At 48.1% G+C, this 23,612-nt stretch carries 16 protein-coding genes; 8 read left to right on the forward strand and 8 right to left on the reverse strand.

Annotation, left to right across the window (positions count from 1 at the left end; translation table 11 throughout):
* Complete coding sequence (locus tag R7H07_RS11135) at positions 1–1,245, forward strand: ABC transporter substrate-binding protein (protein ID WP_065275539.1); 1,245 nt, start codon at positions 1–3, stop codon at positions 1,243–1,245.
* A 74-nt stretch (positions 1,246–1,319) separates the two neighbouring features.
* On the opposite strand, the gene R7H07_RS11140 is transcribed toward R7H07_RS11135, so the two are convergent.
* Genes R7H07_RS11140 through R7H07_RS11160 form a run of 5 tightly spaced genes read right to left on the reverse strand, consistent with a single transcriptional unit; the run spans position 1,320 to position 8,568 of the window.
* Positions 1,320–2,522, reverse strand: a complete 1,203-nt coding sequence (locus R7H07_RS11140) for a type III PLP-dependent enzyme (protein WP_065275538.1) — start codon at positions 2,520–2,522, stop codon at positions 1,320–1,322.
* The gene (locus R7H07_RS11145) at positions 2,515–4,344 is read right to left on the reverse strand and encodes an IucA/IucC family protein (RefSeq protein ID WP_065275537.1); all 1,830 of its coding nucleotides are present in this window, start codon (positions 4,342–4,344) and stop codon (positions 2,515–2,517) included. The genes R7H07_RS11140 and R7H07_RS11145 overlap by 8 nt, the downstream gene beginning before the upstream one ends.
* Positions 4,316–5,521 (reverse strand): MFS transporter, encoded by a 1,206-nt coding sequence (locus R7H07_RS11150; protein WP_206959517.1) that lies wholly within the window; start codon positions 5,519–5,521, stop codon positions 4,316–4,318. The genes R7H07_RS11145 and R7H07_RS11150 overlap by 29 nt, the downstream gene beginning before the upstream one ends.
* A gap of 6 nt (positions 5,522–5,527) precedes the next feature.
* Entirely contained in the window at positions 5,528–7,360 is a 1,833-nt protein-coding gene (locus R7H07_RS11155; protein ID WP_206959516.1) for an IucA/IucC family protein, read from the reverse strand.
* Positions 7,357–8,568, reverse strand: coding sequence for an ATP-grasp domain-containing protein (locus R7H07_RS11160; RefSeq protein WP_005383468.1), 1,212 nt, complete (start codon positions 8,566–8,568; stop codon positions 7,357–7,359). Before R7H07_RS11160 ends, R7H07_RS11155 begins: the two co-directional genes overlap by 4 nt.
* Positions 8,569–8,818: 250 nt before the next feature.
* Here R7H07_RS11160 and R7H07_RS11165 point away from each other — a divergent pair, with 250 nt between their 5' ends.
* The 6 genes from R7H07_RS11165 (at position 8,819) to fecE (ending at position 16,907) form a co-directional block, all read left to right on the forward strand.
* Complete coding sequence (locus R7H07_RS11165) at positions 8,819–10,855, forward strand: TonB-dependent receptor (protein ID WP_206959515.1); 2,037 nt, start codon at positions 8,819–8,821, stop codon at positions 10,853–10,855.
* Between the two features lie 120 nt (positions 10,856–10,975).
* Entirely contained in the window at positions 10,976–13,114 is a 2,139-nt protein-coding gene (pvuA, locus tag R7H07_RS11170) for a TonB-dependent siderophore vibrioferrin receptor PvuA (RefSeq protein WP_065275532.1), read from the forward strand.
* Between the two features lie 100 nt (positions 13,115–13,214).
* On the forward strand, positions 13,215–14,138 hold the full coding sequence (locus R7H07_RS11175) for a Fe(3+) dicitrate ABC transporter substrate-binding protein FecB (protein ID WP_042522223.1): 924 nt from the start codon (positions 13,215–13,217) through the stop codon (positions 14,136–14,138).
* A gap of 74 nt (positions 14,139–14,212) precedes the next feature.
* Positions 14,213–15,172 carry a FecCD family ABC transporter permease gene (locus R7H07_RS11180; protein WP_373920866.1) on the forward strand — a complete coding sequence of 320 codons (960 nt, stop codon included), beginning with the start codon at positions 14,213–14,215 and terminating at the stop codon, positions 15,170–15,172.
* Positions 15,169–16,140: a FecCD family ABC transporter permease gene (locus R7H07_RS11185; protein WP_206959514.1), complete on the forward strand. Its 972-nt coding sequence runs from the start codon at positions 15,169–15,171 to the stop codon at positions 16,138–16,140. The genes R7H07_RS11180 and R7H07_RS11185 overlap by 4 nt, the downstream gene beginning before the upstream one ends.
* Positions 16,141–16,142: 2 nt before the next feature.
* Positions 16,143–16,907 carry a Fe(3+) dicitrate ABC transporter ATP-binding protein FecE gene (fecE, locus tag R7H07_RS11190; RefSeq protein WP_054575393.1) on the forward strand — a complete coding sequence of 255 codons (765 nt, stop codon included), beginning with the start codon at positions 16,143–16,145 and terminating at the stop codon, positions 16,905–16,907.
* 117 nt (positions 16,908–17,024) lie between these two features.
* Here fecE and R7H07_RS11195 read toward each other — a convergent pair whose 3' ends face one another.
* Entirely contained in the window at positions 17,025–18,911 is a 1,887-nt protein-coding gene (locus tag R7H07_RS11195) for a methyl-accepting chemotaxis protein (protein WP_206959513.1), read from the reverse strand.
* A gap of 364 nt (positions 18,912–19,275) precedes the next feature.
* Here R7H07_RS11195 and R7H07_RS11200 point away from each other — a divergent pair, with 364 nt between their 5' ends.
* Positions 19,276–22,026 carry a M16 family metallopeptidase gene (locus tag R7H07_RS11200; RefSeq protein ID WP_206959512.1) on the forward strand — a complete coding sequence of 917 codons (2,751 nt, stop codon included), beginning with the start codon at positions 19,276–19,278 and terminating at the stop codon, positions 22,024–22,026.
* Positions 22,027–22,113: 87 nt separating this feature from the next.
* Here R7H07_RS11200 and R7H07_RS11205 read toward each other — a convergent pair whose 3' ends face one another.
* Both R7H07_RS11205 and R7H07_RS11210 read right to left on the reverse strand, forming a co-directional pair.
* Positions 22,114–22,566 (reverse strand): bactofilin family protein, encoded by a 453-nt coding sequence (locus R7H07_RS11205; RefSeq protein WP_080276973.1) that lies wholly within the window; start codon positions 22,564–22,566, stop codon positions 22,114–22,116.
* Entirely contained in the window at positions 22,470–23,423 is a 954-nt protein-coding gene (locus R7H07_RS11210; RefSeq protein WP_005374721.1) for a M23 family metallopeptidase, read from the reverse strand. The genes R7H07_RS11205 and R7H07_RS11210 overlap by 97 nt, the downstream gene beginning before the upstream one ends.
* Between the last annotated feature and the right edge of the window lie 189 nt (positions 23,424–23,612).

The raw sequence follows: 23,612 nt of genomic DNA on the forward strand, positions 1-23,612 counted from the left end.
ATGAACAAACTGGCATTCTTGTTCCCACTGTTGCTCGCCCCTTGCGTCGCTCGCGCTGAGTCGCCACAAGGGGTAGAGTTTTTACATTGGTGGACTTCTGACGGCGAGCAGCAAGCGCTGCAAACACTTAAAGCTCAGCTAAAACAGCACGATATAGAGCTGCTGCAAAGCCCGGTGTTAGGCGGTGGTGGAGACAGTGCGATGACGGTACTGCAAGCTCGCGCGCTGGCGGGCAATCCACCAAGCTTCGCGCAAATCGAAGGGCCAAGTATTAAAGCATGGGATGCCATCGGTATTTTGCACAACGTCAACGCAGTTGCCGATGAGCAGCGCTGGGACGAGGTGCTCTACCCGCTATCTATCGAAATCAATAAAACACAAAACGGCTACATCGCCCTGCCACTTACGCTGCACCGTTTGAACTGGCTGTGGGTCAACCACAAGCTGCTTAAACAACTGAATCTATCCGCGCCGAAAAACTGGCAAGAGATGTTCGCCGCCATGGAGCTTGCGAAGCAAAATGGCATTGTACCGATCGCGGTCGGTGAGCAGCCGTGGCAAGTCGCCCAACTTTTCGAGAACTTAGTGATCTCCACTGGCGGCGTTGAGTTCTACACCAATGCGATGGTCAAACTAGAACGCGACAGCATCGACAGCGACACCCTGCGCCAAGCGTTGACGCAATTTCGTCGCCTCAGTTTGTTGATCGACAACCAATTACCCGACAGTAAGTGGGATACCGCTACCCAAGCGTTAGCCGACGGTCAAGCGCTGTTTCAAATCGGCGGTGATTGGATTTTGGGTGAGCTGCTCGCCAATCAAGTCTCGGTTCCGCAAGAGGTCGGCTGTTACCCAACGCCTGACAGCGATGGTGTATTCCTCTACAACATGGACAGTTTGGTGTTTATGTCGAGCAAGTCGTTTTCTGCCGAGGCGGCTCAGCAAACCGCAAGCGTGCTGGCAGACGTCGAGTTTCAAGCTAAGTTCAATAAGGTAAAAGGCTCGATTCCGGTACGCACTGATATCGACATCAGCGATTTTAATCCGTGTCAGATCCAGTCATATCAAGACTTTCACTACGGCGTTAAACACAACCTCGCTGTGCCGAGTATGATTGATTCGATGGCGGTCAATCCGGTTGCCCAGCAAGCGATAAACTCGGAAATCTTCCGTTTTTACCGCAATCCCAAAATGGAACCCGACGAGCTGATAAAACGCATTATTGCTATTTCGCAAAGCGGTTAATGGCAATGAATTTGTGCCGAGATGGAATAAAAAAGCCCCAATGATTGGGGCTTGAGTAAAGCGAAGTATGCCGTTTAAAAATAGTGGAAGATCGGCGGTTCATGCATCAAGAAGTTTTGATGGGAGATGTTCCATGCATAGGCGCCCGCTAAGGTAAACACAACATAATCACCAATATCGACGTGGGCGACGTGTTGATTGCGTGCCAGCACATCTTTGGGCGTACAAAGCTGACCGACAAAGGTCGCTTGTGTATGCTGAATTGGGTGAGAAATTTCGTGGTGTTGCTCGCTTTTCAGGATGACGAATGGATGATCATGGCTCTGCGCCGCTGGCGTGCGAAAATGGTGGGTTCCTCCGCGCGCGATGACAAAGTTTTCGCCAAGATTTTGCTTAATATCCAGCACTTCCATTACGTAATAACCGCATGCCGCCGTGATGAAACGTCCGCATTCAAAACGCAGTGTCCAGTCTTGCACTTGCTCTTTAGCGATGAGGAATTCCAACTTGTCGCAAAACTCCATCCACGGAAAGTGTTGCTCAGGGTTTTGGTAGTTAATCCCCATGCCGCCGCCCAAGTTGATCATCAGCTCACCGAGTTCAAACTCTTGTTGCCACGCTTTCACGACTTGGAAATAGCGCTGCATTAACGCTAAGTGACGTTCAACATCGAGCTGATGCGACATCAAGTGAAAATGGAATCCTTTGAGTGACACTTGCGGGAAATCGCGCAGCAACATCAAAGCATTGCTCAGTTCGGACTCGTCAAAACCAAAAGGGGTTGGCTTGCCGCCCATCGCCAACTTGCTGAGCGTGATGTCGCCGATATCAATGTTCATACGCAAAAAGATCGAAGCAGGGCGGTTGAGGCGCTCGGTTAGTGCTCCAATGCGTTGTAGCTCGGTGAGGCTTTCGACATGAATTGCATCGACATCAAGCTCAATCGCTTGTTGCAATTCACTTGGCATTTTTCCTGGGCCACCGAAGATCAATGGCCTATCGAGTTGTTGCTGGTGGAGGTGTGCCAGCTCCCCGCCAGATGCCGCTTCAAAACCATCGACATACGGCGCGAGCGTTTTGAGAACAGGGCCTGATGGATTGGCTTTGGCTGCGTAAAATAGCTCGACATTTTTCGGCAAAACATGACGCAGTTGTTTGATGTGTTCTTCTAAGGCGTTTAGGTCATACAAGTACGCGCACAAGGGTTGATTTTGCTGCTGTGCGAGCGTGTGAACTTGCTGGCTAACGCGTGTCGGTAGGGAGAGTGAATTAGACATGTTGCGCTCCTTTTTCGTGTTGCTGCCAAGGCGCGGCGACTTGGGTATAGCCCGACTCCTTATCGGCTTTTTGCATCAAACGCGTGGTGAAATTATTTTTGCTTGGGAAGTGACCGCCATTCAGCAACGCTTCTAGTTCCGGCTGTTTTCCATTCACTGATTGCCAACGCACAATGGCACTTTGCACCGCATTCCACAGCGTTTGCTCTAGTGGCTCATCACCTTCTGCGATGAAGAAAATCGCTTCGCTGATGTTGTTGATAAAGGTGCAGTATCCGATGCGATTCCAGCCTTGTTCGCGACTGTAGTAAACCGATTGTCGCGCGCGTTCAGACAAATCAGTTAATGTTTCTGCTGGCCAGAACTCTGGCAGTAATTTAGTGCCTTCCAAATCACGAATCCAAACACAACACGGCATCTCTTGCTCAAAGCCAATCAAGGTGTTTTGCAAATGCGGCTCAAACGCTACCCCGTGTTTGAAGTAGTAATTAAACACGCCCGGAATTAGGCAATGCAAATAGCGTTCAAACCACAGTGTCGCGATGTCGGAATAGCGATTTTGCGTAGTACGCGCTTTGTTTTTAAGGCGTTGAGCAATGCAACTGTTGCCGTTTTTGTCGTAAGCAAACAGAGCGCCAGCGAGGGTTGGTTTTAAGATATCGACTTCGCTCAGCGAGAAATTTTCGCGATACAAAATCCCAAACGATTCGCGCGCTTTGGTGTTGTCATCCCAATTACGCTCAGCGACACTTTCTAGATTTAATGTGGTGGCGTAAGGCTCTGTCATCACTTTAAATACAGGGTTGTGCAGCTGTTCGTTTTCTCGAATCGGTTTGAGAATCGACGTGAGTTGCACGGCGCTGTCGAGTTCGTACCACGCGTTTTTACGCACGCAATTGGTTAATCGTACGTTGATGGAGAATTTCGCAAACCAGTCCATATCTGGGTGGTAGAGGGTACGAACTGAAGAGGTCGGCTGCATCTTTTCACCACCTAAACCCAGTGGCGTGATTTTGCCTTGTTCAATGGAGCGCTTCACGCTTGGGTTGCTCAAAATGGTGTAGCTTTCCCAAGGATGGCAAGGGTAGAGGGTCTTCCCATTGCTGGTGGTGTGTTGTGGCGCGAGCTGTTGTAGCATGCGTTGCGCAGGGTTAGCGTCTCCGTCGGAACTCAGCACATCAAGTAAGGACGTATCCACTTCAAACCAGTACAGCGGGACTTGCGCGCCGACTTCTGGAGAAAACGCCAAGAGATCATCCATGGTGACGCCCGAACGACTTTTCGGGGTCGGATGGAAAGTATGCCCCCAAATCAGAGACTGTTCCGAAGCGATAAATTCGTTGTGATGCGATTTGGGCGCGACGTTGAGAAACTGCTCGGTAACCAGCACGCTATTTTCCAGTTGTTCGATCAGCTCATGGTTAAACGGGATAGCCAATACCTGCATGAGATAGTTAAGCAAAAGCGTAAGAGTTTGCGTGGCATCCAATTTCGCCCAACCAGATCCCGGCATTTTCGCCCAAGGCAGTTCTGCCAATTTGATTTTGCCCAGTTTGCTCGCGTAGTGAATCGGCAAAACCAACACGCCATTTTGTTGAGAAAGATGAACGGCTATCCGCTGTTTAGCGGGATAGTTGCGTTTTAACGTTTGGGGTAGCGATGTTGATTGGTAGTACCATTCCACTTGTTGATTCGGCAGTGCAAATTCACGTAAGTAACAATTAAGAACACCCATTATCGTGTTGAGTTGGGCTTTCTCACGATTGAGCTGCACATCATGCGCGTGCAACTCGCTAGTCTGAGAGGATTGAGTTTGTAACATGTTGATTTCCAAATTTTGAATGGAGAACCAGCGCGATCAAGGTGATTACGCTGACTATCGCAGAAAGTAGGAAAGGAACCTCAAGTAGCCCCAAGCTAGAAATGAAAGAAGCGCAAAATCCCGCTGCCACACCACCCCATTTGGACATGGCATCAAAGCGAGAAAATACTTTGCCACTGAGTTTGCGATCCAGATTGCTCGCAAGATGCTGATGCAATCCGTGATAACAACACACCATCGCGATGCCGAAGATAATTCTCGCAGCAATGAGTGTGGTTTCGGACGCAATCAAATGCAAGGCAGAGCTCAAGGCAAGCAATGCAAACCCGAGCCACAACGTGCGCAGCGGTTGATGGCGATTCAGCCCATCTGACCACACGTGGATTTTGCCTGCCAGCAACAGATAGACGCCATGCGGCAGTGCGTACAAAAAACCGATCCATGCGTGGTGAGTGATGCCATATTGCTGCACAAACGGCGAGAAATAAGGAAAGGTCACCACCATAGAAAACGCAAACCCGAACTGAGCAAAGAAGATCCAGCGAATGGCATGCATTGCGTTTTTCTTTGCAACAGGTTGTTCTTGCTGAGATTCTGAGTCTGGCTTTTCGAGGTTTTGTTCGGCGGGTTTATCCGCTGGCAGTGTTAGCGTGATGCCCATCGCAATTAAAGGCAAAACGCATAACCAAAGGTACGCGTTGAGCGGGTTGGTCTCTGACAAGCTCCAGCCGAGCCCAATTGGCGCAACGATCAGCGCCAAGCGAGCAGATAGTTGGGTTTTATTAAGTGACTTGCCGAGTGTTTTGGCTTCTTTAATTTGACTAGATAAGTAGCTGTTCGAGGCGGCCATGGTGCCGCCAAAGGTTCCTTGAACAATAAGACCAAACACAAACATGGCGAGGTTGTCTGCCAAGCCGCACAGCGCAAACCCTGCTGCAAGGCCAAGTTGTGCACGCAAGAGTGAGCGGCGGCGACCGTAGCGATCGGCAAAGTTGCCCCAAAATCGCGCCGCCAACGCAGTACAAAACGTAGGTAGGATAAACAATACCCCTGCCCAGTCCGCATCAATGCTTGCGCCTAACGTTGGCAACACGACGGGTAGAAATAGCGGCATACCTAACGCGGCAAACGCAGCGATAAAGTGGCACAACAACACACTGTAGATGAGTTTGGTCATAATCGTTTAACGTACGCTTTTTTTGATGGCTTCTAAGTAGGCGCGTTGCGCTTCTTCGTTAGAAAGCAGCAAGAAGTTCGGAGCCGACAAACCATAGAACTTATTGATGTCACTCGCGCCGGAGGCTTCTTTCGAGAGCAAACTGCCAGAGCTCAACAAGTACTTGGCGTACAAATCAGGCGCCTCTTGCAGTAACTCGCGTGCCAGTTTTGTCTCTAACCCTTCGCCTTCCAATCGGTTGAGTTGCTCTGCAATGCTTTTGGCCACGATGGCGTAAAGCGATGCTGAAGAGGCAATGCCCTTCGCTGCCATAGATTCTACAATCGCTGCGATATCCAGTTGCAGTGTGATGGTGGTAAACATCTGACCGAGCGCCAATTCATTGTCGACTTTGATGCGTTGGTCGAGCAGTTCATCGCAATCCACTGGAATTGTTTTTGCGCCGTGTTTTTCGGCAGCATGGTCTGTTGCAAAGCGGAAGCGCTCTGGCCAAACTCGCGCCGCGTCGTTGTCTTTCATCGCGAGCGTCATTCTGCCCTGTTGATCAAATGCAACGATGGCGTTTTGCTGGTTGGACTCCAATGCGATGCCATAACGAAGCCACAAGGTGAGGTGCACTTGGCATAATAGATCGACGTAATCTTGGAACCACGCCAGCGTATCTTGTTGATAGTAATGTTCTGCCAAATGTTCTAAGAACAAGCGGTCGTCAGGCATTGGGCTTGCTAGTGCTGCAACCGGAACTAACGCTTTGTCTTCGCAATGAGTAAGTGGGTACTCACGTACGATGTACGCGAAGGTTTTATCATCGCCGATGTGTCCACCGTGTTTTTCGTTGCAATGGAACAAGCGACTGTTTAAGTCGGCGTCCGTTTGTTCAAGGTGGCTGAGTAGGCGTTCAAACCAGTGGCCGTCATACAGTGTTGAAGGCTTGATTAAGCGAATATTTTTCGTGCCTAGCGATCGCATGATCAGCGGAACCTTGATGTGAATGTGCGGTGCCTCGTTGACGACCACAGTACGAACGGAAAGCGTCGGCGTCACGTCTAGATACGTTAAAGGCGCTTCTATCACACCTTCGGGTAAGGCTTCTAAAGATCGCAGGGTGAGCGGATGTGCAGGGAACAGAACGTGGCTCAGTGCAAAATCAGCAGGAAGCCCCACTTGCTCCATTGTTGGCCAGCAATCAGGTTGTCCGCTGGTTAATGTCACCAGTGATTTTTCAATCGCAATCCAATGCAGAGCAAAGCTTTGTGCGAACTCGGGCGCGTACTTAGCAAGGTCTTCATCGCTCAGGCCAAACTTCGCCCGCGCAGTTGGATAGTACGGGTGGTCAAGGTAAGAAGCGATCTGGTCGGCTAGCAGCAGTTTTTGATGCCAAGAACCAAGCTCGGATATTGGTTGAGAAATGTGGTCTGCATGATGATGAAACGCTTGGTCACACAGCGCTTTGTGTTTCTCTGCACATTCCAGTTCTTGAAGGTATCCCGCCAGCAACTCGTGAGAGCTCTCGTGCGCCAGTGTCGTTAGTAGCGCAATCCACTCTTTGTAATGCTGTTGATGCTCGACTTGGCCATTTTTCTCCACCCACCAACCTGGTGGTGTTTCGTCATTGGCGTGACCGTAGCGCCAGTGCTGCATGTAATACGTTGGCGCAACAGGTAAATACAACGTGAAATCAGAGTTGGCAAATATCAGCCAGACTTGCTCGTCTTGAGGAACAATTACCCCTTTTGGCGCGTCTCTACTGAACTTGGCCTTCGACAAAATGCCAAACATGTCTTCGCGCAAGCAAGTGTCGATCAATCGTTGCGTTAGATACAAAGCGTTGTCATTCATGCTGCCACCTCACGAGTCGGAGCTAGATCGAAATTGCTAAGCGCGTTCTGCAGCGCTTGGTCGAGGTTTCGCCCTGATGGTGAGACAATCGAAATTCGGGCGAGATAATCCTTATTGGAATAACTCTGTTGGAAGTGTTCTCCAGCGGTTTTTAGTACCTGTTGCTGGGTGATGATATCGTCATCGTGTTGGATGAACGACGTCGAACCTCCGTCAATCACACCACTGTGTTCCGCAACTACGTAGTGCACGTGCGCTGACCCATGAATTTGGTAATCGCCGTCCAATCTTCGACCCAGATGCAGACCCAAAATCGTGCTAAACCAACCGAAGGGAGCGAGATTGTTGAGCAAGAATTCGCGGCCATCTCCAATACTGCGGTAGTTAATTTCCACCAGAACCGGGCCATTTTCCGTAATAATAAATTCGCTGTGGCAAACTCCAAAACCAACGCCGAACGCTTTCAGTTGAGCCAAGCAAGCTTCTCGGTGAGCAATGCCGTTTGGTCCGTTCCAGTCTGCGGCGGTTTCGATAAAGTAAGGCGGCTCAGAGAGCGACACATCAAAACCGCCCACGGCGATAAGTTGGTTACCGTCTCCTAAAGTTTCGAGCGTAACCAACGGTCCTTGAAGAAACTGCTCCACCAGAATGGCGGCGTTTGGGTGCTTTTGCCAAAACGCCTCGCAGTAAGCATCGAGCTCGCTTTGGGAGTCACAGCGCTGTACATCTAAACTTGCCACGCCTTCTTTGGGTTTTGCTACGACAGGGAAGGCCATGCCTAATGCCACATTCGAATGGCGATGCAGCAAACAGCTTTGTGTGTTGGGTAAGGATTTTTCATTTAACACTTGTCGAGTTAAGTGTTTGTTTTTGGCCTTTAACGTGACAGACCAATCTTTGGATGGGAGGCCAAAAAATTGCGCGCAGATGGCGGTGGAAGTTTGTAAGTGATCACTATTGCTGAAAATAGCGTCTGGCTTTAATTCATGCTCCGTGATGGTTTCGATGAGTTCTAATGGGTTGAAGACATCACATTCTAGAATGGTATCCGGATTAAAGTGACTATCATGACTCGCCAACTCTAAATGGCTGAGCTTATGGTCGGTGATAAGAACGACGTGAAGGTCCATCGCTTTAGCTGCAGGCACAAAGCCGTGAGTGACTGCATCGTTAACGACATGACTTACGATAATCATCGTAGATTTCATGAGCTTTCCTAATTTTCTAACATTTTCTTCTAACGTTGATAAAGTCGCTCACGGTCGTCTTCCAATGTGCCTCTCTCGAGACGGAGGGCAGAAGTTTTAGTATTTATTGTTATGATATTTGGTTTTTTTTGTTGTTAGTTGTGTTTTTAGGGTAAATAAATATAGAGCATAAAATTAATATTGCAAATAGAAATAATATTTGTTCTTATTTCCATCCGTTGGCTTTATAACAACTAAACGGAATTATGGAATGAATAAATTATTGACCCTGACCCCCTTGGCGGTCGCGATTGGTTCTTCATTAGTAGCACCAAGCGCAGTGGCTTCAGAAGAGACGAACTCAACCCCATCAGCAACTGAAACGATTCAAGTCTTCGGTCATCAGTACGAAGGTTATGCTGAACACATGCCTCAATCAGGCACCAAAACCGATGTGGAATGGCTTGATGTGCCACAAGCGGTATCCGTAGTAACGAAAACAGAAATGCAAGACCGAGGCGCGGTGCGTTTAGTGGATGCGCTAGATGGGGTAGCCGGGGTCAATAACACCTTGGGCGAAGGCAGCCGCGATCAGTTCATGATCCGTGGTTTTGATTCACTCAACGATATGTACCGTGATGGCTTGCGAGATGACGGTACGTTGCAGTCTTACCGTAGCTTAGCGAACGTTGAACGCGTTGAAATTGTGAAAGGCCCTGCGGGATCTTTGTATGGCCGTGGTTCGGCTGGGGGCATCATCAACTTGGTGACGAAACGCGCTAACGGTGAGAATTTTACTCACGTAAACGGTAGTGTAGGCAGCAACAACCAATATGTTGGTCAGGTCGACAGCTCAATGGCGTTTACAGATAAGGTCAACGGGCGTATTAACTTGGAATACCGTCAAGCCGACTCGTACGTTGATCATGTTGATTCAAACGATTTCTTCATTGCACCGACCATTCGTGTGTTACCAGCGGATGGTCACACCATTGATGTTGACGTGGAATACGCCCATCAAGAATTAGTGCCATATCGTGGTGTGCCATCAAAAAATGGCAAGCCAGTTGATTTGCCAGTAAGCACTTACTTTGGCGGCACAAACGACTATCAGGAGTCAGACAGTCTCCGTATTGCGGTGGATTACGAATGGCGTCTGAATGATCAATGGGTATGGAACAACCGAGCGGCGTTCAACCATATCGAACTTGAGCAAAAAGGCACGCGTCAGGGCAAAGTGACGGGTAATGAAGTGTCTCAAACCGTCAACAACTTTGGTTACGATCCACGTACTACGACCACTTTACAATCTGAGTTGGTTTGGGAAACCAGGGACAATCAATTGATGGTGGGTGCAGATTTCAACCAGATCGATATCGACCTAACGTTGGCAAGTGACAAAACGCTTCCTCCGCAAAATATATACGACCCAGTCGTTGGTCCAACGCCTGATCCGGGCTTTAAGCCATTTCGTGACAATACCACCACCACGACAGGTTTGTATGTGCAAGACGTCTATACGTGGGGCGACCTTTCTTTGATCGGTAACGTGCGTTACGACTCGATGGAGCTCGAACAACAAAAAGCGGGCTCAGATAAGGAAAAGTTGGATGATGACAAAGTCAGCTACCGTGCTGGTTTGGTATACCGCATCAATTCCGACACATCCGTATACGCCAGTTTAGCGCGCTCTTGGCAGTTACCGTACGCTGGTATCTACATCAATCCAAAATTGGCGGAATTCTTCCACACCGACTTAAAAGAGGTGGGTGCGAAAGCGTACCTTTTGGATAACGCATTAATGTTGAATGCGGCACTGTTCCAGATTGATCAAGAGCAACCACAAACTAACGTGGACGGCGATGTGATCGATAAAATTGAAGTGCGTCACCAAGGCATTGAATTAGAGGCTCGCGGCCAAATCACCAAACAGTGGGACATCTCTGTTGGTTACAGCTACTTAGATGCGGAAGACAAAGCCACAGGCAAAAAGCCTAACGATGTATCAGACCACTTGTTCTCTCTTTGGAGCACTTACCAATTGGATGACAACTGGCGTTTAGGCGGTGGTGTGAAGTACGTGGGCGACCGTTACGCAGGTAACGACGAAGCCGTCGCACTTGGCGATTACACAACGGTGGATTTGATGGCGGCGTACACCACTGGTCGTCACAAAATCCAAGCGAACGCTTACAACATTTTGGATGAGAAATACATTCTTGGCGCAACAAACGGCACGTCTGGCTTAAACCAGATTGGCTACGGCGCACCAGCCGAGTTCATGCTCAGCTACGGATATCAGTTCTAGGCTTTTTGTGCGTAGTTAGCGCCTGTTAGCCGATTTTTTCCTCATATTGAGGATGTTTAGCCCCTAGAGCCTACGGGATGTATTCTGCCCGAGGCTCAATTTCTCGCAAAGGAGATCTTAATGTCTTACCAGAATTTGGATGGTAAAGTGCGTGTACGTGCTGGTTTGTCTACCACTTACAGTGTGCTTGCGATTGCAATCGCTTCTGCCACATCCATGAGCGCGGTTGCTGCTCCTGCTAAAAAAGAACAAACTACCACGATGGAAACCGTCGTTGTCACTGGTAGCGTGATTGGTAAATCTGAAATTGAAGACGTCAAAGAGTACCCAGGTGCTCGTACCGTCATTACCCGCGATCAAATCGAGAAAACCGCCGCAGGCTCGATTGATAACGCGCTACAGCGCGTGCCGGGTATTAAAGTTCAGGATGAAAGCGGAACGGGCGTATTGCCTAACATTTCCGTACGTGGTTTGAAAGCAAGCCGTAGTGGTCATGCTCAGTTCTTGATGGATGGTGTACCGCTAACACTTGCGCCATATGGTCACACTGGTCAGTCTATCTTCCCAGCAACACTGTCGATGCTTGATCGTATTGACATTGTACGCGGTGGTGCCGCAGTACAGTACGGCCCAAACAACGTCGGTGGTGTGATCAACTTAGTGACCAAACCGATTCCACACACGTGGCAAACTGAAATCAGTAACCGCCTTACCGTGTTTGATGGCGGTGATGCGCCGCTGAATGATTTTTACCTACGCACGGGCGGCTGGTTAAGCGACACATTTGCACTACAGTTGGAAGGTAACTTCCTAAAAGGTGAAAGCTTCCGTGAACATTCCGATACGGACGTGAAGAACTTCCAAGCCAAAGCACAGTGGCTACTGAGTGACACTCAAGAGATTCAAGCATTCCTGCAACGTTACGATGCTGAAACGCAAATGCCGGGCGCACTTTCGCCACAAGACTACGAACAAGATCGTCACCAATCGAAACGTCCTTACGATGATTATGAAGGTAAGTCGACGCGCTGGAGTGTTAAGTACATTCACGATTTGCCATTTGCCGACAGTGCCGAGCTAGAAGTGCTAACGTTTGGCCATAAGTCAGAGCGTCTTTTCAAGTGGGGCTTTAACAGCGCGGGTGGCCATTGGGCGGATCCGGCTCTGCCAGCGACGGACGTTCGTACCTCTCCACGTGAATTTACCGTGTATGGTATAGAGCCAAAAATGGCGATGTACTTTGGCGAAGGTAAATCCGTTACTCAAAACTGGATCGTGGGTACCCGTTATGTTAATGAAGACATTGACTACAAACTCACTCAGACTCCAATCGCCGGTGGTGCAACCAGCGTTCCGCGTGATTGGCATCTAGATACGGACGCGTTTGCTGGATACGTTAGCAACGAAATTGGTTTGTTCAATGATACATTGAAGGTAACGCCTGGGTTGCGTGTTGAGTCGGTTCGAATGACGTTTACCGATCGTGGTAAAAAACAAACGGCAGACAACACCGTGACGGAATGGTTGCCAGGTTTGACGGTGGCATACAACTTAACTGACCAGTGGGTGACGTATGCGAACGCGCAAAAATCACTTCGTGCGCCACAAATTGCCTACATCCGAGGTTTGGGTGAAGAAGGTAGCGAACTGGCTTGGAACTACGAAGTCGGCGCGCGTTACACCCAAGATGCGACCAGCTTTAACGCTGCACTTTATCGCATCGACTTTGAGGATCAATTGCAATGGCAAAGCTCAACGCAGACCTTCGATAACATCGGAAAAACACTTCACCAAGGCATAGAGCTTTCTGCTCGTTACGTGCCTGAAGCACTACCTGCACTGAGTTTAGGCGCAAGCTACAACTATCTAGACGCTACGCTTGAAGAAGAAGGCGCGAATAAAGGTAATCAACTGCCTTACACCTCTAAGCATCAGCTTGGTTGGGATGCAACCTACGCATTTTACGGCATGGACACCACGCTATCGGGCTTATACTTCAGTGACTCGTATACCGATAACGCAAACACCAGTGCCGAAGATGCAACAGGCGCAACGGGTAAAGTACCATCTTACATGGTGTGGAATTTCAATTTGGGGACGGATTTATACAAAGACGACAAAGGCAAGTTACGCATGAATGTTGCGGTGAACAACTTGTTTGACGAGGAGTATTACTTCCGCGGGATTGATACAAGCCCAGTTGGTCGGTACCCAGCTCCGGGACGCTCTTACACACTGGATCTGAACTATCAGTTTTAAGCGTTTCGTTCACCGAGTTTGAAAAGAAAAGTCGCCAATTTACCTTGGCGACTTTGCCGATCTTAGATAATGGAAAACTCTTAGCACTGGAAAAAGCAAGATGAAAAATAAAAAACAATTTACGATCAAACACTTTTCAACCGTTTTGCTGATGCTGTTGAGCTCAGCTTTGATGTCATTTAGCGCATTTTCTCAGGCGCGCAGCGTGCAAGATGAGCAAGGCACTTTTGAGCTAGAAGCGATACCTCAACGTATTGTGGTTTTAGAATTTTCGTTTGTCGATGCATTAGCGGCAGTCGATGTCTCACCTGTAGGCGTCGCCGATGACAACGATGCCACACGAGTCATTCCTGCTGTTCGTGCCAAGGTTGGTCCTTGGCAATCGGTCGGCATGCGCTCGCAACCGAGTTTAGAGGCGATTGCGGTGCTCAAGCCGGATTTGATCATTGCTGATGCAGAACGTCATCGCGCGATTTATCAAGATTTGCAGCGAATTGCGCCAACTTTGCTGTTAAAAAGCCGTGGTGAGACATATCAAGAAAATCTCGAATCCGCACACAAAATCGGCGTGGCAATTGGCAAACAAGCGAAAATGACACAACGCATTGAGCAGCACAAACAGACAATGGCGGAGTTCAAACAGCATTTTGCAACACAAGAAACCATTCAGTTTGGTGTGGTTTCTGACAAAGGGATGTGGTTGCATAGCCCGGTTTCTTACGCTGGGGGCGTTTTGAGTACGCTGGGCATCCAAAGCCCGCTGGCTCCATCTGAGCAAAAAGCGTATATCCCAACCAGTTTCGAACTTTTACTAAAAACCAACCCTGATTGGTTACTAGTTGGACTTTACTCTCAGCCAAATATCGTGGATGAATGGCGCAAAAATCCATTATTTAAGTTGCTAACTGCGGCGAAAAAGCAGCAACTGGTCGAAGTCTCTCCGGAACTGTGGTCGTTAAATCGCGGCATGTTGGCTGCGGAAGAAATTGCCCGCAATCTTGAAGCGTTATTGGAGCGCTCATGAGTGCGGCGATAAGCTCGGAAAGCGCGTCTTCGGTTAGCAAATCGCATTGGAAAGCGAGCTTGTTTGTCTGTGCTATGGCCTTGTGTACGCTCTCAGGCTATGCAGCCTCAATGATTGGCTGGTCCAACTTTTCTTTGAGCGTTAATGATCTGACAAGCTATTGGTTTGCGTTTGATGAGGGCAATATGCTGCATCAAATCCTCGCGACGCTGCGTGCGCCTCGTACCTATGCTGGGTTATTAATTGGCGCTTCGCTTGCGGTATCCGGAGTGCTGATGCAAGGATTGACTCGTAACCCTTTGGCGTCGCCATCCATTCTCGGCATTAATGCTGGTGCGGCTTGTTTTATGGCCTTGGCGTCCATCGGCGTACCATTCTTTAGTCAATTGAACCCAATCATCAACGCAGTACTCGGCGCGCTACTAAGTGGTGGTGCGGTCATGTTGTTGGGCGGTTTTTTCTCCGCGCGTTCTCACCCATTGCGCTTAGTGCTAGCGGGCATTGCCATCAGTGCGTTGCTGATAGGGTTAACTCGTGCGTCGGTAATTTTGGCGGATGACATGGCTTACAGCGTGTTGCATTGGTTAACGGGTTCACTCTCTGCGGTAGATTCTGAGCAGTGGCAGCAACTGTGGCCTTTTGCGACTTTAGGTTTGGTGCTCGCCATGGGCTTAGCGCGAAACTTAAATTTACTCGCGTTGGGGGACGAAGTTGCTGTTGGGCTAGGTGGTAACATTCGTCTTACGCGATTTATCAGTGGTTTATCGGTTGTGCTGTTGGCAGGAACTAGCGTAGCGATTGCTGGGCCAATTGGCTTTGTCGGGTTGTTAGTGCCGCACTTGGTGCGCCCGATTGTTGGTCACAACTATCACATTCTCATTCCGGTTTCCGCCTTGTGTGGCGCGACATTAGTGACGTGGTCAGATGCTTTATCACGCGCGATTGCTTTTCCGGCTGAAACGCCAGTGGGCGTGATTACCGCGCTGTTGGGCACACCTTGCTTTATCGCGATTGCAATGAGGAAATCATCATGATGAATCAAACCAAACTGTTTGCATTAGTTGGATTGTTGCTGATTACGTCTTCTCTCACGCTGTTTGTTGGCGCGGCGAACATGTCGGCTCAACAGGTTTTTGCATTACTGTTTTCTTTCTCTGACTCGGACTTTGTGATTCACCAATATCGATTACCGAGAATGTTGCTCGCCATTGGCGTGGGCGCTGGGTTGGGGCTGTCAGGCGTTTTAGTTCAAGGCGTCATCCGTAATCCACTTGCCTCACCAGATTTAATGGGGATAAGCGCCGGAGCAGGACTGGCGGCTACCGCTTGTTTGGTGCTGTATCCGAATGCGCCAGTGGCAATGTTGCCGATGGTCGCCATGGCGGGAGGCTTGCTTGCTGCTGGCTTTATTGCTGTGCTGGCTTACTGGTCGAAACCAACACCAGCACGTTTGGCGCTGATTGGTGTTGCTGTCAGCGCATTTTTAGCCAGCGGTATCGATTTTCTTCTGATTGTGCACCCTATTGAAATCAACACGGCGATGGTATGGCTAACCGGCAGTTTGTGGGGACGAAACTGGCAACAAGTGCCGTTTATTTGGAGTGCTTTATTGCTGCTACTGCCATTGGCGTTTTGGCTGGCTTGGCGGCTAGATGTTATGGGACTGGGAGAAGAAAGCGCCACTACACTTGGCACGAAACCAAGACAGATCCAAATTCTTGCGCTGATTGCTGCCGTGCTATTGGCGAGCATCAGTGTGTCTGTGGCAGGCACGATCAGCTTTGCTGGCCTGCTTGCGCCGCATCTTGCGCGTTTGCTGTTTGGCCACAACCACAAGTTGTTGATTCCAGCCGCTGCAACCCTTGGCGCTTTGTTGGTGATTTGCGCCGATGGTTTAGCGAGAGGCTTACAGCCGCCAATTGAGCTACCAGCGGGAGTGCTAACATCTGTTATTGGCGCACCATATTTCATTTTTCTTTTGTATCGTTACAGAGGTTGGTAAGCATGTTACGAACGCAGAACTTATCCGTCGCGTACGGCAAACAGACCATCATTCCAGATCTCTCTTTGTCGATTCCTCAAGGTAAAATTACCGCACTAGTTGGTCCAAATGGTTGCGGTAAATCGACACTATTAAAAACCTTGGTACGCATCAATAAACCTGCTTCTGGCCAAGTGTTGTATGACGACAAACCACTAAGCAGCTACGGTGATAAACGCTTGGCGCGTTCGTTGTCTTTGCTGCCGCAGATTCTTGTCAGTCCTGAAGGTATTACAGTCAGAAAACTGGTCGAATATGGCCGCTCGCCTTATCTCTCTCATTGGGGCCGGTTAAGTCAACAAGACAAGACCTTAGTCGAGCAAGCAATGCAAGATACTGGCGTGATTGAGTTTGCTGACAAGCCAGTTGAATCGCTGTCTGGCGGTCAAAGGCAAAGGGCGTGGATTGCGATGGTAATGGCGCAAGATACCGACGTAGTGATGCTTGATGAGCCAACCACTTACTTGGATCTCTCTCACCAAGTTGAGCTGATGAAACTCATGAGGCAGATGAACGACAAAGGCAAAACAGTGGTCGTAGTGCTGCACGATCTAAACCAAGCGTGCCGTTACTGCGATCATTTGGTGGTGTTGGAAAAAGGTCAGTTAGTCACGCAGGGAACACCGCAAGAGGTACTGACAGAAGGTATGTTGGCATCGGTGTTTGATTTACAAGCGAGAGTATTTAACGACCCAATCTCAGGCACGCCGATGTGTGTGGCGGTGTAGGTTTACGTCTTTCGAAAGCTATCTGCAGTAAAAACGTCGATCCATAAAAACAAACCCCGCTAGTAACAAAGTCGCTAGCGGGGTTTGTTGTTTTTAAGAGCGTCCTTAATGTGGCGTTTAAGCCAGTTTAAACGTTGCCACTTTCGAGTTGAGATCCTCAGCTTGCGATTTCAGCTCAGCAGATTGATTCATCGATTCTTCGGCACCAACTACCAAGTGATCGGTCACATCTTTAATGGACGTGACGTTTTGCGTGATTTCATTGGTTACGTGCGTTTGCTCTTCGGCGGCTGTCGCAATTTGCGTTGCCATATCGCTGATCAGCGCAACGGCCGCGTTGATTTCATCCAGAGCCAGTGCTGCGCGATCTGCATCTTCCACCGAACCTTGCGCGAGCTGAGAGCTTGTATCCATGATGGTCACGGCGCGTTGTGTGGTTTGCTGCAAAGTCTCGATCGTCGAGCGAATCTCTTCGGTTGAGGTGTGTGTGCGTTGTGATAGCACGCGAACCTCGTCTGCAACAACGGCAAAACCGCGACCTTGTTCACCTGCACGCGCCGCTTCAATCGCCGCATTCAGAGCCAGTAAGTTGGTTTGTTCTGCGATGTCTCGAATCGTTGATAGTACGGTTGAGATGTCTTGCGCGTGCTGGTTGAGCTCGCCGATGACAACGCTCGCTTGGTTGACTTCAGAAGACAAATTGTTGATGGATGACTTGGAGTTGATCACTAACTCATGACCATTTTGTGTGCTCGCTGAAGAGTCTTGAGCGGCTTTAGCCGTCTGCTCTGCATGTGCTGCAATCTCTTGCGTTGCCGATGCCATTTCAGTCACAGCGGTCGCCACCATCGTGATTTCTTGTTGCTGATGGTTCAGATCGGAAACCGATTGATTCGCGCGATTCGTGCTCAGCTCCGATTGTTGGCTCAGTTCTTCCGCTTGGTGACGAATGTGACCAATAAGTTGCTGCAAACTTTCAACGAACTGGTTGAAGTTTTCAGCCAGCTCACCAACTTCGTCACGGTTTTCTACTTTGATGCGTTGAGTTAGGTCGCCGCTGCCGTTTGCGATTTGTGCGAGCGCATTCGAAACGTTGTAGAGCGGACGGAACAAGATGCTACATAGCAGATTAAACAAAGCCACACAGATAACGACGACGATGGTGGTTGCGATGATCTGATCCCAAACAGCATCGTAGAGTGGGGCAACCAACGAGTTTTGATCTAAAACCGTCACTGTTGTGAGCTTGGTACCCTCTATGTGGCGCGCGTAAATCACATATTCGGTGCCGTTAATAGAGACGCGACGCTCTGTACCTGAACGTGCGGCAGACGTAATGTCGTTGTTGTTGAGGCCTAGCTTGCTAACCGGTTGATTCAGCAGTTTACCGTTGTTATGATTGAAAATATTGCCCTGTTCATTGGCAATAAACATATAACCTTCACCCGGTAGGATCACTTGGTTGAGACTGTTCAGGATATCACCGATCTCTACGTCAGCACCCAGAACGACGGTTTGACCATGCAATTGCAGGGCTTTACCGAGCGACACGACGTTAGCCCCCGTGGCAGCTGCGACGGTCGGGTTATCCATAAAGACTTTCGATGGGTTGGCGATTGCATTGGTGTACCAGCCCCACTTACGAGGATCGTTATTACCTGGTGGCAAAACCACCCCATTAGCGTTGTCTTGTGACCCGTCCGGGTAAGCGAGGAAAACGTTATCGAACGCGCCAGAGTCTCGGACTTGTTTCAAATGCGTAACCAGAGAACGTTTCTCTGAATCAGAAGAGAGTGAAGTTAGTGCGCGCTCTTTAGAGAGTAGCCAGTCCTTTACGTATTGATTGTAAGATGCGCTAGTGCTTTCTAGTCGCTGTGCGACTTCGACATCGAGCCTATTTAATGAATCTCGAAAAGACAGCCCCTCTACCAGCACTCCCCCTAGAATGATGGCGGCACTGGCAGAGATTGCCAGTTTGTTTTTTAATGATAGATTTTTGAACATAAAGCGAATAATAGATCTTTGAATAATAGTTGTTGTGTTTTTATTCTCATCAGTGCTCTCTGCGCTGTTGAATATGCAGCAGAAAGTCAGATTCGAATCTGTTCAATAATTATATTTTATTGCTCAAAATAAATACTGACTCCATGTCGCGAATTTGAGTTTTACACCAAATAAGCAAAAGGATTTGGAACGATATTATTTATGTATTTGTAAAGTAAGGATTTGTCGATTTTTGTAAATGAGAATTGATTTCAATAAATGGTGATCTTTATCACATTTGCGTGTCTGATAATCCATTAAAAATGTGAAGGTTATAGCACCGGATATATATTGATTAGCTTAATCATTGTTATGGGCAATCGTTATGCGCAGTATATTGTTAGTCCCCGCGTTATTAGTGTCAGGGTGTGCTCTGATACAACAGTCGACGCCGATTCAACCTGACGCCAACTGGCACGTGGACCAGTTATCGAACGGTATGAAATACCATCTCTATCCAACAGAAGACCAAGAAGTCTCGGTCCGTTTGGTGATGAATATCGGCTCATTCCAAGAAACATCTTCTCAAAAGGGTTACGCTCACTTTGTTGAGCATATGGCGTTTAATGGTAGTGAGCATTTTACCGGTAACGACGTTGTCAAACTTTTTGAGCAATCTGGTGGTAGCTTTGGCGCTGATATCAACGCTTTTACCAGTTATCAGCAAACGTCTTACCAACTTGACCTTGCGAATAATACGAAGCTAGAAGATGCCCTGAAGTGGATGAGAGATATCGGTAACGGACTTGAGTTTGCTCCTGAGCAAGTAGAGAAAGAAAAAGGGGTGATTCTCGGGGAATGGCGACGTGCCAATCCGGATGATAAGTCCTTTTCTATGCATGCTTACCAAGCCTCGATTGAAGGCACTATGTATGGTGAGCATGACCCAATTGGTACTCGCGAAGCGATTCAAAATGCTTCCTCAAGTAAGTTAAAGGCGTTTTACGACAAATGGTACCAGCCACAAAATGCCGAGTTGATTGTGACTGGTAATATCGACGTAGATTCACTGTCCAAGATTATCAAAAGCAAGTTCTCGAACTGGGAAAGTACCTCGGATACGGTAATAGAGAAGCGCCGTGATATTCGAGTGAACAACGAAAACAGAATCTTGCCAAGTAACACGATGGAATCACCAAGTCTTCATTTAGTGATTGAGCGTGGTCTAAGTGGCGGCACGACGATTGAGCAACAACATGAAGTGTGGCGTGATGAAGTCGCAACACAACTCATTCAACAGCGTTTGATCCGTGTACTCAGTGATGCCGCTGAACCTTTTCAATACGCTTATGCAGAGCCCTATTACTCTAACTATCAGCGTATGATGTCGGCAGGGATTTCGTTTGCACCAGATCGCCGCGAACAAATGCACCAGACTTTCATTCGTACCTTGGCGTCGTTGAGAGATTATGGTGCGACTCAATCCGAGTTAGATAGCGTTATGTCAAATTGGCAAGGTGAACTTGCAAATATTGATTCAGATTGGAGTCAGCGTAAGCCAAACAGTTACGCAGAAGCACGTGTTTTTCAAATTGGACAAGACAGTGTCAGCCAATCAAAAGAGAATTATGCCCAGAGTTTGGCAGAATTCATCAACAACGAGAATTTAGAGAGCATTAACACACAATTGGCGGCTTTGTTATCTCAGCAGCCAAGCTTTTTTATTGGTTTGGGGAAAAGCGAAACGTCAGAACAGTTCAATGGTGTATTTGCCGCTCTAAACAGTGCCTATCTTCAAACTGGCGAAAAACCGTTAGAGATGTATGACAAAGTGGATGGATTCTTAAAGCCTACCCAGGAAGGCAGCATCACGAGCATGCGTCAGGAAGCGGGTGGTTTTCAAGTCTATACGCTATCAAACGGTGTCGAAGTGTGGTTCCAAAAAGATACTAAAGCGGGTGGTCGAGCGTATATTTACTATGCGAGCCAAGGTGGTAAAGCCGCTGTTGATCCGACGTTGTATGCCGCTTATGAAATCGCAGCAACAACGGCAATACGCAGTGGGTTAGGGGCATTTTCTGGTTCAGAGCTAGATAGCTACTTACGCAAAAACAACATTGCGCTTGGCGCGATGCTTGATGCGACCAGTCACGGAGCTCAAATTACGGCGCCAAATACGCACCTAACTGATGCTTTGAATGGACTATACAACCTAGCGACGGAGATTAAAGTCGACGAGCGCCAGATGGCAGCAGCGAAGCAAGAGTTTAAACAGCAGAGCGGCGCTTTTTTTGAATCACCGATGGGAAAACTGATTCAAAAAGCAAACGGCAATTCTTATTTGCCGGGGAGTCGTCATCGTATAGTGTCCAGTGATGATGTTGAACAAGTGACTTCCGAGCAGGTACTAGCGGTGCATGAGCAACTTTTCAAAACCAATGATGGTTTTAAGATGGTTATTGTTGCAAACGTAGAGCCGGAAGAAATTACACCACTTTTGCGTAAGTATGTGGCCTCTATCGAAATGAAACCGAGTCGTTCGATTGATTATCACGTTGCGTTTAACCCGGAAGTGCCGGAGCGAACTGTGGTTGCGGATGGGCATGAACCTTCATCGTTGTATGTAATGCGTTTGACTAATACGAGCGATTACCAACGTACGGCAAGAGACACGGTTATCGAAGATATTTTGCAACGTATTAGTAATGCACGTGTTTTGGATATTGTGCGAGAAGAGTCTAGCCTTGATTACAGCCCGAGCATTTACACCATGACACAAGATCGCGAACCCATCTCTGATTGGCTCTTGGAGTCTCAAGTTGAGCCCGAAGACGTGGCACTTTTAGAGAGTAAACTGGGCAAAGTGTTTGATGGTTTAGCGTCAAATATTACCCAAAAAGAAGTGGATACGGCCGCGAAACAACTGGCAGTCGCGATGCAAGGATTGGATGACAACCCAGCACAGAGATCATGGGCATATACTCGTTATTTGGTGCATGATTACGGCGTCGATGTGTTGCTTGACGTTGAGAAAGTGGCTAAGAGTGTGACGTTAGATGAAGTGAAAGCGCATGCAAAATCAGCTTTTGGTCCACAAGCAAAACGCTCGGTGATGGTTTTAAATCCGGCCGAATAATCACGTAGTTTCTGACGAAAATCGTGGCAATAGTAATAAAAAAGACGGCGTGAAAGCCGTCTTTTTTAAGCACTTTAATCAAAGCTTTTATGCTGATTTACGCGAAAGTCGCTTTTCATTGTTGGTGTTGTTTTCTTTTGTGATCGCACTGTCTTGAGCCTTACCCTTTAACGTTACCACTTCCTTTTCAGGTAATTCGGCTGCTTCACCAAAGAATTTGCCACCAGGTTCAATGCTGAGGTTATTGCTCCAGATCCTACCGCTTACGCGTCCCTTGGCAAGCACTTGAATGTGTTCTGCGTGACAGTTTCCGTCCATCATGCCATTAATGATCAGCTGTTTAGCGTAGATTTCACCGTTTACTCGCCCGCTTTCTGCGACAACGAGAGTGCCTTCCACGTTAATTTGACCATCGACGATGCCATCAATCTGGACATCGTTTTCTACTTTGAGTTCTCCGCTAAGAGAACAGCCTTTGGCGATGAGAGTTGAAGCTGCTGAGCTACTCGTTGTTCCACTGTTTTGATTAAAGATTCCCATCGTATTCTTCGCTCCTTAGTAAAAATGTCTTCGAAATCATTAAGGCTCCAATCGACAAATGGTTTCGGATTCAGTGCTCGCCCAACAAATCGCACCTCGTAATGCAGGTGAGGGCCAGAAGAGAGCCCACTGTTGCCGGAAATTGCAATCAGCTGCCCTTTTTTGACGAACTGACCACTTTTTACTTTGAACGCTTTCAAGTGCGAATAAGAACTCGAAAAACCGAAAGAATGTTGTAGCCTGAGGAAGTTACCAGAGCCTTTATTACTGCGGCGGGTAACTTCCACTACCCCATCGGCAGGGGCATAAATTTTGGTACCGATATTTACGGCAAAATCGAGTCCACGATGCATTTTGGCAACTTTTGTCACCGGATGGATACGCTTACCGAATCCGGAAGATAGCCGTACGTTGCCGACTGGAGAGCCACTTGGTATTTGGTTTAATAACACCATGCGAACGTTTGAGGTTATCGCCGCTGCATCGAGCCTAGCATCCAAGTTATTTGTCGAGGTATGTTCTCCAACTCCAAGCACTTTCTCTAATTCACCCAAACGTTCCGAAACAAGTTGTACCCGCTCTTCCCGTTCTGAAAGGTCATTTTCTAGCTCTGATTTAAGTGTTTTCAGTGTGCTGAGCTCTTCACCCATGGTGCGTGAATGCTCTGTCAATTCAGCTTGTTTTAACGCTGCATTATCAACGCGAGTGTACAAGTGATGAATTAAGATTACGGTCGCGGCCAGAGCAACAACAAAAAAAACGAAAAACGTTTTTATGTTGCGTTGCATCCTTTTACTGAAGTACCAATGTCTTGAGCCATTGATAGTTGATATAGAGATCGTCAACTGGTCTTTCATCGTCTTCTATTGCTCGTATTTGGTATACGTCTCGTCACTGAGTTAGTAGGAATGTAAGGAAAACGAGTAGGGACCGCCAGAGGCAAATTGGAAAGAAGTGTCAGGTCGTGAGGCGTTTTCAGATATTAGATAAAAGACTCAATAAAGATTTAATATTCTGCTGATTTTGGTCGTAATTACTCCAAATCG

Source organism: Vibrio sp. Vb1127 (assembly GCF_033338735.1).
GTDB lineage: Bacteria > Pseudomonadota > Gammaproteobacteria > Enterobacterales > Vibrionaceae > Vibrio > Vibrio alginolyticus.